This is a genomic window from Kineococcus deserti (genome assembly GCF_050871945.1).
Classification (GTDB): Bacteria; Actinomycetota; Actinomycetes; order Actinomycetales; family Kineococcaceae; genus Kineococcus.
The window spans coordinates 1-12,113 of the sequence record NZ_JBJLSI010000059.1 but is presented as its reverse complement, the minus strand read 5'-3'; the positions used below and the strand labels follow the sequence as shown (position 1 = coordinate 12,113).

Sequence of the window (12,113 nt, the reverse complement as noted above, 5' to 3'; positions counted from 1 at the left end):
CGAAGCGGGGGTCAATCCCAAAGGAATCCCCAACCCACCAGCACACAGGCCGGCGAGCCATCGGGGGTTGATACATATGGCATCAACATTTTTGGCACACTGTTGAGTTCTCAAGAACCGGACGCACGACTGTCCGCCGCTTTCGCGGCTTCTCGTCTGCGGACTTCGTCCAGCTTACCGGACCTTCGGGCCCGCTCAGGACGCTCCGTCTTCATCGGCAGCCACCGGTCGCACCTGAGTGCTCGGAGCCTTGAGATGATTTCGGGAGACGTTCCCTCCCCCTCGCGGAGACCGGCCGGCTTCCCGTCCGTTCCTCCCCGCTGGGGTGTGACAACTACGTTAACTGCGGGCCAGCAGCGGGTCAAATCTGCGGGTCCCGTCCGGCCCCCCGAGGTCCTCCGGAGCGTCGGCGACCACCTCGACGCGACCCGCGAGGTCGCGCAGGGCACGACGCAACGGGCTGCGCGCCGCGTGCTCGGGAAGGGTCCGCCCGGCCAGCAGCGCGGTGTCCGCGGCGACGTCGTCCGGCAGTGCCACGACGTCCTCGACGCCCGCCAGGCGGCGCAGCAACGAGGTCGTGCGACGGACCGCGGGGGTACCCACCGCACTGCTCCGCACCCGGTTGACGACCGGCACGACGAACGCCTCCGGAGCCAGTTCCGGCAGCCGCGACCACGCGCGGACGAACCGCTGCAACCCCACGGGGTCCGCCGTCCCGACGACCAGGACGACGTCGGCGGCCTCGGCCGCCGTGGCCGTCACCGCGTCCCGGCCACCCTCCTGCCCGAGGTCGTCCAGCCCCCCGGGCAGGTCGACCACGGTCCAGTCGTGCACCAGCGAGCCGATCTCCAGGACGCGGCGGAACGCCGCCGGCCGCACCTCGCTCCACCGGGCCGGCTCGCTCGCTCCCGTCAGGACGGCCAGGTCCGGTGCCGCGACCGCCAGGTGCCGCTGCAGAGCGGCGGCGTCCAGCCGGCCGTCGGCGGCGGAGCGCACCGCAGCCAGCAGGCCGGGCGCCTCGTCCAGCATCCCCAGCGCCTGACCGACGGCGGCCCCCCGGGTGTCGGCGTCCACCACGAGCACCGAGTTCCCGCTCACCGCGAGCTCCGCGGCCACGTTGACAGCGATCGTCGTCCGTCCGCACGAGCCGTGCGGTCCCCAGACCGCCAGCGTCCGGCCCCGCCCCGAGGACACGGGCTCGGCCACGGAGTCCTCCACGGCCTCGGGCGTCGGCCCGTTGTCGTCGACCACGGCCAGGGCGACCTCGCGGGCCAGTTCGGAGGCCGGGCGCCCGGCGACGGCGAACCGCGTGACACCCAGCGAGCGCCACCGTCGTTCGGCCTGCTCCCCGTCCGGCCCGGCCGGCAGCAGGACGAGCAGTCCCACCCGCCACCGCTGCAGGGACGCCACCGTCTCGGTGTCGCACCCGGGGAGATCGGCGCCCAGGACGACGACCCGGGCCAGTCCCGCCCCGGCCGCGGCGAGGACGTCGGCCACGTCCGCGCAGCGGCGCACGACGACGACCTCGCGCCGCAGCGGTTCCCAGCCGGCCAGCAACCGGGCCTCGTCGGGGCCCGGGATGGCCACGACGACCGGCAGGGTCACGACCGCCCGCCCGGAACGGGCACCAGCACCAGGTCGTCGTCGGCCGAGACCGCCTGCAGGACGGTGGGCATGGCGCCCTCGGGGACCACGACCTGCACGTCGGCACCCCGGCCGGTGCCCAGCGCGCCGCCACCCTCCACGACGGCCGACACCTCGGCGGCCTCCACCAAGCGCACGGGATCACCCGCGTCGGTCCCGACCTCCGTCGCCGGCACGACCCAGACGTCCACCAGGGCACCCACCGCCACTCCCTGCGGCACGTTCCCCCCGAGCGGCACGGTCACCGGCCGGGCGGTCAGGTCGCCGACCCGTCCCACCGACGACAGCGGGAGCAGTTCGCCACCGCCCAGGCCGCGCAGCGCGACCGCTCCGGCCGACAGGTCGGCCCCGGCGGCGACGTAGGTCCTCAGGGTCGCGTCGTCGAGCCGGACCTGGACCACCCGCAGGTCCGCCGCGGTGACCGGCTGCCCCGCCCCCACGGAGCGGGTCAGGGCGTAGACCCCGACGGTGTCGGAGGCCTGCCCGACGACGCGGGCACCGAGCACGACGCTGCCCAGCACCAGGGCGATGCCCAGGAGCAGGCGCGGGTCCCGCCACGAGGGGGCGCTCACCCGCCGTGACGCCGTCGCCCCCGTCTGCACGTCCCGGCCACGCACCGGTCGTACCGCTGTCCGCACTGCTCCTCCTGCCAGGTCGGCACGGTCCCCCTGGAGCCGTGGTCGACAGCCATGGTGCGGGTCCGGGCGGCTCGGGAGCCGGCGTCGTCCACAGGCCACCCGAATGGCAGATGCCCGGGGGTGACGCCGTGGCAGGATGCCGACACCGGTCAGCGCGAGACCCGACCGTGCACCCGACAGGCCAGGAGACCGACCGTGCCAGCCCGCTTCCTCCCGCTCGCGGACGTCGCCGAGACGCTCGCGATCTCCTCCGCGCAGGCCTACGCGCTGGTCCGTACGGGTGAGCTGCGGGCCATCAAGGTCGGTGGTCGCGGGCAGTGGCGCGTGGAGGAGTCCGAGCTGGAGGACTACATCCAGCGGATGTACGCCCAGACCCGCGAGAGCGTGCTCGCCGAGCACACCCAGCTCACCGACTGAGCTCCGGGGCGGCGACGGCTCAGCCGCGCTCGAGCACCACCAGGACGGCCCCGAACGGAACCGTCTGCACTGCCGTCCCCTCGGGCGCGGCCCCCTCGACGCGGACGTCGACGTGGTCGGCGCCCACCCTCCCCAGCGCACCGTGCAGGTCGGACGCCGTCGTCCGGACCGTCACCCGCGCGCTCGCGCCCGCCAGCGCGCGCAGCGCCACCAGGAACGTCCGCCGGGCCGCCACCACGCCCAGCGGCGCCGCGCTGTGCGGCGGCAGACCACGCACTGCCGCGACGGCCTCGGTCGGTACCAGCACCTGGCGACCCGTGACCGCCTCGACGAGGAGGACCCAGCCCGGGCCGGCGTCCACCGGCGTCCCGGCGAGGGCCGAACCGTCGCGCAGGACGAAGGTCAGGGGCGACGTCGCCGCTCGCACGCGGTCGACGAGCCCGACCGTCGCCTCCTCCCGGCGGATCCGGTCGGCCACCTCCTCGGCGCGGTCCATGCGTCCGGCGTGCTCGATCTGACCCGCGAGGTCGTCGAAGAGGTCGTCCCAGCGCACCCGCCCACCGTACGGAGGGGATCACCGTCCGTCAGCCGATGCCTTCCGATCGGGCGCATCACGTCCGAGTCGCTGGTTCTGCGCACAGGTCCCGGATAGACATGCGACACCAAATCGCACCAAACGGCATCGAACGGCCCCAGGAGGCACCACCGTGCACGAACCGCAGTGGACGGCCGTGTTCACCTCTCCCGGCACCGATCCGGCGGACGTCGTCGTCACCGTGTGCGCCGTCGGGGGTGCGGGAACCGTGCTGTGGCTCGCGCTGACGGTCGTCCTCGCGGTCGCCGACGAGCTGCGGATGCGACGCTCGCCCCGCCGGCCCGTGCGTCTCACCCCCGGGGTGCCGGCCGTGGTCCGGCGCGTCGTGGCCGTGGTCGTCGGGCTGCTGCTCGGCTCGGCGGCGTTGTCGGCGAACGCCGCCGAACGCGGTGCGGCCGTGACGGTTCCCGAGGTCGGCTGGGCGGTCAGCGCCCCGGTCGAACCCGGCTGGACGACCGCGCCGGCCGTCCACCACGACCCGCCTCCCGTCGTTCCCGCCGCGCCGGCACCCGAGAGGACGAGCGGCGAGGGGGAACTCGTGGTCCACCGCGGGGACAGCCTCTGGTCGCTGGCCGAGGCACGCTGCGGCCCGGACGCCACCCGCGGGGAGGTCTTCGCCGAGCAGCACCGGCTGTACACGGCCAACGCCGACGTCATCGGCGACGACCCCGACCTGCTGCTCCCCGGCCAGGTCCTGCGCCTGCCCTGACCCGAACGCCGACAACCCCACCGCCCGACGAGAACACCCGAGGAGAACCCCGTGACCATCAACGCCGTGGCGGTCGAGCAGTACCGGCTCTCACCCCTGCCGTACGGACTGCCGCCCTACGTCGACGAGGAGGACGCCTTCGGCCCGGAGCTGGCGGGACGGACCCACCTGAGCCCGGACCAGGGGGTGCTCGACCTCGAGCTGGTCGACCCCCGGATGCGGCCGCCGGCCGAGCTGCCCGAGGTGACCGCGTGGACGACGCGGTACCTGGTGACGCTGCTGGAGGTGTTCACCGGGCAGCGGCCGACGCAGCAACTGCTGCGCTGGTCGACCGCGGACATCTACGCCGCCGTCCAGCGGCGGGCGGCGCTGCAGGCGCGGTTGCGCGCCCGCACCGGCGGGCAGGTGCGGGCGGCCCGGGTGAAGTCGCTGCGGGTGTCGTTCCCGTGCGAAGGCGTGGCCGAGGTCGGCGGTGTCCTGCGCGACACCGACCGCTTCCGGGCGGTGGCGCTGCGCGTCGAGCGCTGCACCGACCGCTCCGGCGAACGGTGGCGGGTCACCGCCCTCGAACTGGGCTGACCGGCGGAGCAGGCAGGCCGGGCCGTCCGTGGCCCGGCCGTCCTGCGCAGCCGGGGGTTCAGGCCTCGCGCTGCTGACGTTCGGTGGCGCGCCGCTGGGCGCGGTTGCCCGTCACGGCCTCCGTCGCGGCGCTGTCACCGGCGGACACCTCGACATCGCCCTCGGCGGTCGGAGCCGAGTACTGCAGCTGCTGCCGCGCCGGGGCGCCGAACCCGGGCGGCGGCGTGGTCGCACCGGCCTGGGCGGCCGGCTGGACCTGCAGCGAGAACAGGTAGCCGACCGACTCCTCCTTGATGGCGTCGGTCATCGCACCGAACAACTGGTAGCCCTCGCGCTGGTACTCCACGAGCGGGTCGCGCTGGGCCATCGCCCGCAGGCCGATGCCCTCCTGCAGGTAGTCCATCTCGTACAGGTGCTCGCGCCACTTGCGGTCCAGCACCGACAGCACGACCCGGCGTTCGAGGTCGCGCACCACGGTCTCGCCCAGCTCCTCCTCGCGCGCGTCGTAGCAGGCCTGGGCGTCGCCGCGCATCTCCTCGATCAGCCGGTCCACCGTGAGGTTCCCGCGCCCACCGGCGGCCTCGACGACCTCCTCCGGGGTGATGGAGACCGGGTACAGGCTGCGCAGCGCCTCGAACAGCTCCTCGAGGTTCCAGTCCTCGCCGAAACCGCGCGCCGTCGCCTCGCTGACGTAGGCCGTCACGACGTCGTCGATGAAGTGGCGGATCTGCACGTGCAGGTCCTCGCCCTCGAGCACCTTCTTGCGCTCGGCGTAGATGACCTCGCGCTGGCGGTTGAGGACGTCGTCGTACTTCAGGACGTTCTTGCGGATCTCGAAGTTGCGGCCCTCGACCTGGCCCTGCGCGCTCTGGATGGCGCGCGAGACCATCTTGGACTCGATCGGGACGTCCTCGGGGATCCCGGTGCGGGTCAGGAAGCTCTCGACCAGCGCCGCGTTGAACAACCGCATGAGGTCGTCGGTCAGCGACAGGTAGAACCGGGACTCCCCCGGGTCGCCCTGCCGGCCCGACCGGCCGCGCAGCTGGTTGTCGATGCGCCGCGACTCGTGGCGTTCGGTGCCCAGCACGTACAGGCCGCCGAGGTCGCGGACCTCGTCGTGCTCGGCCTTGACCGAGGCGTTGGCCTGCTCGAGCACCTCGGGCCAGGCCGCCTCGTACGCCTCGGGCGCCTCGTCGGGGTCCAGGCCCTTGTCCTTCATCGCCGCGACGGCGAGGAACTCGGCGTTGCCGCCGAGCATGATGTCGGTGCCGCGGCCGGCCATGTTGGTCGCCACGGTGACGGCGCCCTTGCGGCCGGCCTGCGCGACGATCGAGGCCTCGCGCTCGTGCTGCTTGGCGTTCAGGACGGTGTGCTCGACCCCGGCCTTGGTGAGCAGGTTCGAGAGGTACTCGCTCTTCTCGACGCTGGTCGTGCCGACCAGGACGGGCTGACCGGTCGCGTGGTGCTCGGCGATGTCCTCGACGACGGCGGCGAACTTGGCCTGCTCGTTCTTGTAGACCAGGTCGGGCTGGTCGACGCGGACGGCGGGCCGGTTGGTCGGGATCGGGACGACGCCCAGCTTGTAGGTCTGGTGGAACTCCGCGGCCTCGGTCATGGCCGTACCGGTCATCCCCGAGAGCTTGTCGTACATGCGGAAGAAGTTCTGCAGCGTGATCGTCGCGAGCGTCTGGTTCTCGTTCTGGATCGGCACGCCCTCCTTGGCCTCGATGGCCTGGTGCATGCCCTCGTTGTAGCGGCGGCCGGCGAGGATGCGGCCGGTGTGCTCGTCGACGATGAGGACCTCGTTGTTCGGCGACACGACGTAGTCCTTGTCGCGCTTGAACAGCTCCTTGGCCTTCACCGCGTTGTTGAGGAACCCGATGAGCGGGGTGTTCACGCTCTCGTAGAGGTTCTCGATGCCGAGCAGGTCCTCGACCTTCTCGATGCCGGCCTCGAGGATCCCGATGGTGCGCTTCTTCTCGTCCACCTCGTAGTCGACGTCGACCTTCAGGCGACGGACGATCTTGGCGAACTCGGTGTACCACTTGGTCGGCGCGTCGGAGGGGCCGGAGATGATCAACGGGGTGCGCGCCTCGTCGATGAGGATCGAGTCGACCTCGTCGATGATCGCGAAGTGGTGGCCGCGCTGCACCATCTCGGTGGTGCTCCACGCCATGTTGTCGCGCAGGTAGTCGAAGCCGAACTCGTTGTTCGTGCCGTAGGTGATGTCGGCCGCGTAGGCCTCGCGCCGCTCGTCGGGACGCATGCGGGACAGGATGCAGGAGCTGGTCAGCCCCAGGAAGCGGTACACGCGGCCCATGAGGTCGCTCTGGTACTCGGCCAGGAAGTCGTTGACCGTGACGACGTGCACGCCCTTGCCCGTGAGGGCGTTGAGGTAGGCCGGCAGCGTCGCGACGAGGGTCTTGCCCTCCCCGGTGCGCATCTCGGCGATGTTGCCCTGGTGCAGGGCCGCCCCACCCATGAGCTGGACGTCGAAGTGCCGCTGCCCCAGCGTCCGCCGGGCCGCCTCCCGGACCACCGCGAAGGCTTCCGGCAGCAGGTCGTCGAGGGTCTCGCCCCCGGCCAGACGCTCCTTGAAGCGGTCGGTCTCGCCGCGCAGCTCCGCATCGGTCATCCCCTCGAAGTCGGGCTCGAGGGCGTTCACCTGCTCCGCGATGCGGTGCAGGCGCTTGACCACGCGGCCCTCGCCGGCGCGGAGGACCTTTTCGACGATCGCTGGCACGCCATCACTCTAGCGGCGCAACGCGCACGGCAGGTACGTGACGGTGACCCTACGGAGGGCTGTCGTGGCTCAGCGCGACCGATCGAGGATCCGTCGCACATCCGTGGGTCGCACACCGCTGATCGGGACCGGCACCGGACCGGTGGGACCCGCCGGCGCGGGCACGGCGATCGCCCCGTCGCGCGGGATGCCGACCGGCCCGAACTCGCGGGCGAAGAGCTGTGCGGCGTCCAGCGGCTCCTGCCCCTCGGGCGTCTCGGCGTCCACCGGCTCCTCGAACTCGACGAGGTCGGCCAGCGCCGGCACCGCGGCCATCGGCTCGACCGGCCCGAACTCGCCGGCGGTCAGCTCCGAGCCGAGCTCGGCGACCGACCGGGGCGCACCGAGGAGGACGCCCTGGGCCACCGAGCACCCGGCCTCCTGCAGCAGCAGGACCTGGTCGGTGCGCTCGACGCCCTCGGCCACGACCCCGAGGTCCAGGGCGGCGCCGAGCTCGCACAGCGTCCGGACCGCGGCCAGCGCGTCCGCCCCGTCGCCGCCGTCCGCACCGCCGTCGATCTCGGCGATGAGCGTGCGGTCCAGCTTCACCCCGTCGACGGGCAGCTGGCGCAGCGGCGCCAGGGAGTGGTTGACCAGCACCCCGCCCACGCCCGGTTCGAGCGTCGCGAAGTCGTCGAGCAGGATCCGGGCACCGGTCGCGCGCAGCTTCTTCAACCGCGCGGCGAGCACGTCGGGGTCCTCGCCGAGCAGGTCGGCGGGCACGTCCAGCACCAGGGCCGCCGGGTCCAGACCCGCAGCCGTCAGCGCCCTGCGGACGTCGTCGGCGGCACCGCGGGTCATGACGTGCGCGGCGGACAGGTTGACCGTGACCGACAGGTCGGGGACCTGCAGGCGCCAGGCCGCGGCCTGCGCGCACGCGGTGCGCAGGATCCAGCGCCACAGCTCCGCCACGGCCGGTGACCGCTCCGCGCCGGCCAGGAAGGCACCGGGTTCGAGCAGGCCACGGGTGCGGTGCCGCCAGCGCAGCAGGGCCTCGGCACCGACCACGGCGCCGTCGGCGAGCCGGACGATCGGCTGGTAGGCCAGCTCGAACTCGCCGTCGGCGAGGGCGCGCAGCAGGTCGTGCTCCAGCTGGCGGCGCAGCCGGTCGGCGTCGTGCATGTCGGCGGCGAACACGACGACCGCCCCGGGCACGGTGCCGGCGGCGACGCCCGCGCCGACGGCGTGCGACTGCGCCTTGGCCCGGTACATCGCGCTGTCGGCGCGGCGCAGCAGCTCCGCGGCGCCGACACCGTCCTCGGCGATGGCGATGCCGATGCTGGCGCCGACGCGGACGGTGGTCCCGTGGGTCTCCAGCGGCTGCGCCACGTCGGCTTGCACGCGGGCGGCGATGCGCTGGGCGGCGCGTTCGGGCTCGACGTCGCGCACCAGCAGGGCGAACTCGTCGCCCCCCAGCCGCGCCGCGAGGTCGTCGCCGCGCAGGCAGCGGCGCAGCCGACGGGCGATGCGGGACAGGACCTCGTCGCCGGCGGCGTGCCCGAGCGTGTCGTTGACCTGCTTGAACCCGTTGAGGTCGACGAACAGCACGGCGGTGCCCAGACCGTCGGACTCGGTGACGCGCAGCGCGACCTCCAGCTGGCGCAGCAGGGTCGCGCGGTTGGGCAGGCTCGTCAGGGAGTCCGAGGAGGCGGCCTCCACCGCGCGGACGGTGTCGGCGTGGCTGAGGGCCATGCTCGCGTGCTCGGCGAAGGCACGCAGGACGGTCGCGCCGACCGGGTCCAGCGGACCGCTGGCGGAGGTGTCGAGCACGAGCGCCCCGACGCTGCGCCCGTTGATGTGCACGGCGGCCGCGGCCGGGGTGCTCTCGTCGCCGACGGCGACGCCGAACCCGCCCAGGCTGTTCGCGGCGCTCAGGACCAGCTCGGGGTCGAGCACGGGCTCGCCGACGGCGGCGACCACGCGCATCCGCATCTGCGAACGCGGGTCGGCCAGCACCAGGGAGACCGCACGGTGGTCCATCAGCTCGGAGGAGCTGGAGGCGATCTGGACGAGCAGTTCGGGCAGCGGGCGGCGGCTGGAGACGGCGCGCTGGAACCGCACGGAGGTGGTCAGGACCTGCTCGCGCTGGCGCAGCGCCTGCTGCAGCCTGCTGCGTTCGGCGGCGCCGCGGGCGCCCTGCTGCCGGTGCCAGCGTTCGCGTTCGCGGCCGTGCCGGCCCAGGACGACGAGGCCCAGGGCGCGGGCGACGAGCCTGACCGCCGCGAGCGTCCCCTCGGGCGCCTGGGTGTCCCTGGCCCGGCCGACGACCAGGTGGACACCGGACAGGGCCGGGACCTCGACGACCGTGGTGCGCACGCGCCCCAGCCCGGGCACCGCGAAGGAGCCGCCGCCGTCGCGCACGACACGGGCCAGTCCGCGCTCGGGCAGGAACCGCTGGCCCAGGCCGACGCCGCCGTGGACGTGCGCGCCCTCGCACACGGCGACGACGTCGGCGTCGACGAGGTCGGCGACCAGGGCGGCGGCGCGGTTCAGGACGTCCCGTTCGCTCGTGCCCGCGCTCAGCTCGGCCAGCACGTGCTCCAGCAGGGTGCTGGCGTGCCCGACCTGGTCGGGCGAGAGTTCGGCGACGTCCACGTCCGCTGCTTCGGTCGCGCGCCGGCCGATGTTGAGACCTGCGGCGATCAACAACCCGAACGACGGAGCGCCGCGGCCAGGGCGGTGGCCAGGTCGCCGCGCCCGGCGACGACGACGTCGTCCAGCCCCTGCCAGTCGGCCAGGTCGCGCAGTTCGGCGGCGAGCTCGTCGGCGGTGTGCGCCGGGGCGTCCGGTTCGGCCCAGGCGGCCTCGACCCGCAGCCTCGAGGCCGCCCTGTCGGCCTTGAGGTCGACGCGACCGACGATGTCCTCGCCCAGCAGGAACGGCAGGACGTAGTAGCCGTGGACGCGCTTGTCCTTGGGCACGTAGAACTCCAGCCGCACCGTGACGCCGAACACCTCCTCGGTGCGGTCGCGGTGCCAGATCAGCGGGTCGAACGGGGTCAGCAGGGCCCTGGCCCGCACGCGCGGCGCGGGGGTCCCGGGCCAGCGGTAGGCGGGCCGGTGGGGGGCCCAGCCGCGGACCCGGACCGGTTCGAGCTCACCGGCCTCGACGAGTTCGGCCACCGCCCGGCGCGACTGCTCGGGTTTGAGGCGGAAGTAGTCGCGCAGGCTGGGTTCGGTGGCCACACCGGTCGCGCGGGCGGCGATGCGGACCAGTTCGCGCACGGCGTCGGCCGGCTCGGGGTCGGGCGCGGTGTGCACGGCCGGCGGCAGGACCCGTTCGGTGAGGTCGTAGCGGCGCTCGAACTGCGAGGTGCGACCGGCGGCCGACAGGCGCCCGGCGAAGAACAGGTGCTCGCTGGCCCGTTTGACGTCCGACCAGTTCCAGCCCCAGTGCTCGCTGGAGCGAGCGTGGTCGGGGGCCAGGTCGGCCTCGAGCCGGCGGGCGGTGAGCGGTCCGTGGGCCCCGACGTGGCCCAGGACGGCCTCGAGCAGGTCGGGCCGTTCGTGCGCGATGCTGCGCACGCTGCCCCAGGCGTCGTGGGCGGCGCGGTCCATCCGCCACCGCAGCAGGCGGTGGGTGGCGGGTGGGACGTAGCTGGCCTCGTGCGCCCAGTACTCCACCAGCCGGCGCGGGCCGCGGTGCGCCGCCCGGTCGACCAGGGCGGTGTCGTACGGGCCGAGCCGGCTGAAGAAGGGCAGGTAGTGGGCGCGGCACAGCACGTTCACGCTGTCGATCTGGACGACGCCGAGCCGGTCGACCACACGGTTCACGTGCGCCGCCGTGACCGTCGCCGGGCCACGCCGGCCCAGCTGCCGGGAGAAGCCCTGGGCGGCGAGCGCCGCCCGCCGGGCCTGCCGCGCCGTGATCTCCTCCACGACGGGCACCGCCGCGGCGGTCATCGGGACCTCACGACAGTTCCACGATCTTCTCCCGCACGGCGTAGACGACGGCCTCCATCCGCGAGTGCAGCTGCAGCTTCTCGAGGATGTTGCGGACGTGGTTCTTGACGGTGTTCTCGCTGATGCCCAGGGTGCCGGCGATCTCGCGGTTGGCCATGCCACGGGCCAGCAGCCGCAGGACCTCCAGCTCGCGCGGGGACAGCCGCGGCGTGCCGGGCAGGCCGAGGCTGCGTTCCTCGTCGCGCCGGCGCATGGCGTTGAACTCGCCGAGCAGCAGGCCGGCCATCTTCGGGGTGATGAGCGACTGACCGCTCATCACGCTGCGGATGGCTTCGGCGACCTCCTCGGCCGGCACGTCCTTGAGCAGGTAGCCGTTGGCGCCGGCCCGCACCGCGCCGAACAGGTCGTCCTCCTCCTCGGAGGAGGTGAGCATGAGGATCTTCGTCGAGGGGGCGAGCGCCTTGATCTCGGCGCAGGCGTCGATCCCGGAACGCCGGGGCATCCACACGTCCATGAGGACGACGTCGGGCAGCAGTTCCTCGACGCGCCGGACGGCTTCGGCCCCGTCGGGGGCCTCCCCCACGACGTCGATGTCGTCCTCGGTGGACAGCACCATCTGCAGGCCGCGACGGAACAGCGAGTGGTCGTCGACGACGACGACCCGGATCGCGTCGCCCGGACCCTCCTTCTCGTTCACACGCACGATCTTGGCACGGACGGCACCGGGGGGGGGGGGGGGGGGGGGGGGGGGGGGGGGGGGGGGGGGGGGGGGGGGGGGGGGGGGGGGGGGGGGGCGGCCCCCGCGGGCGGGGGGGGGGGGGGGGGGGGGGGGGGGGGGGGGGGGGGG

General features: G+C 73.8%; 10 protein-coding genes. 3 read left to right on the top strand and 7 right to left on the bottom strand.

From position 1 onward, the window contains the following. Nucleotides 1-339: 339 nt before the first annotated feature. Complete coding sequence (locus ACRYR2_RS24515; protein ID WP_432565612.1) at nucleotides 340-1,605, bottom strand: AAA family ATPase; 1,266 nt, start codon at nucleotides 1,603-1,605, stop codon at nucleotides 340-342. Beyond that, on the bottom strand, nucleotides 1,602-2,216 hold the full coding sequence (locus tag ACRYR2_RS24510; protein WP_432565610.1) for a hypothetical protein: 615 nt from the start codon (nucleotides 2,214-2,216) through the stop codon (nucleotides 1,602-1,604). The genes ACRYR2_RS24515 and ACRYR2_RS24510 overlap by 4 nt, the downstream gene beginning before the upstream one ends. A 261-nt stretch (nucleotides 2,217-2,477) precedes the next feature. Between ACRYR2_RS24510 and ACRYR2_RS24505 the strand changes: the two genes are divergently transcribed. Next, nucleotides 2,478-2,699, top strand: coding sequence for a helix-turn-helix transcriptional regulator (locus ACRYR2_RS24505; RefSeq protein ID WP_432565608.1), 222 nt, complete (start codon nucleotides 2,478-2,480; stop codon nucleotides 2,697-2,699). 19 nt (nucleotides 2,700-2,718) lie between these two features. On the opposite strand, the gene ACRYR2_RS24500 is transcribed toward ACRYR2_RS24505, so the two are convergent. Next, on the bottom strand, nucleotides 2,719-3,252 hold the full coding sequence (locus ACRYR2_RS24500; protein ID WP_432565606.1) for a hypothetical protein: 534 nt from the start codon (nucleotides 3,250-3,252) through the stop codon (nucleotides 2,719-2,721). 154 nt (nucleotides 3,253-3,406) lie between these two features. Between ACRYR2_RS24500 and ACRYR2_RS24495 the strand changes: the two genes are divergently transcribed. Together ACRYR2_RS24495 and ACRYR2_RS24490 are read left to right on the top strand one after the other, a co-directional pair. Further along, complete coding sequence (locus ACRYR2_RS24495) at nucleotides 3,407-4,003, top strand: LysM peptidoglycan-binding domain-containing protein (protein ID WP_432565604.1); 597 nt, start codon at nucleotides 3,407-3,409, stop codon at nucleotides 4,001-4,003. Nucleotides 4,004-4,054: 51 nt separating this feature from the next. After that, nucleotides 4,055-4,582, top strand: a complete 528-nt coding sequence (locus tag ACRYR2_RS24490; RefSeq protein ID WP_432565602.1) for an Rv3235 family protein — start codon at nucleotides 4,055-4,057, stop codon at nucleotides 4,580-4,582. A gap of 58 nt (nucleotides 4,583-4,640) precedes the next feature. On the opposite strand, the gene secA is transcribed toward ACRYR2_RS24490, so the two are convergent. The 4 genes from secA to ACRYR2_RS24470 all read right to left on the bottom strand — a co-directional run bounded on the left by secA (nucleotide 4,641) and on the right by ACRYR2_RS24470 (nucleotide 11,963). Then, a complete protein-coding gene (gene secA, locus ACRYR2_RS24485) occupies nucleotides 4,641-7,325 on the bottom strand; it encodes a preprotein translocase subunit SecA (protein ID WP_432565600.1) in 2,685 nt (894 codons plus the stop codon). Nucleotides 7,326-7,394: 69 nt separating this feature from the next. After that, complete coding sequence (locus tag ACRYR2_RS24480) at nucleotides 7,395-9,959, bottom strand: putative bifunctional diguanylate cyclase/phosphodiesterase (protein ID WP_432565598.1); 2,565 nt, start codon at nucleotides 9,957-9,959, stop codon at nucleotides 7,395-7,397. A gap of 47 nt (nucleotides 9,960-10,006) precedes the next feature. Then, a complete protein-coding gene (locus ACRYR2_RS24475; protein ID WP_432565596.1) occupies nucleotides 10,007-11,266 on the bottom strand; it encodes a winged helix-turn-helix domain-containing protein in 1,260 nt (419 codons plus the stop codon). Nucleotides 11,267-11,273: 7 nt separating this feature from the next. Continuing rightward, complete coding sequence (locus ACRYR2_RS24470) at nucleotides 11,274-11,963, bottom strand: response regulator (protein WP_432565594.1); 690 nt, start codon at nucleotides 11,961-11,963, stop codon at nucleotides 11,274-11,276. Between the last annotated feature and the right edge of the window lie 150 nt (nucleotides 11,964-12,113).

Excerpts from the sequence above, each read along its gene's own strand:
- ACRYR2_RS24475 (WP_432565596.1), bottom strand. The coding sequence starts at position 11,266 with ATGACCGCCGCGGCGGTGCCCGTCGTGGAGGAGATCACGGCGCGGCAG.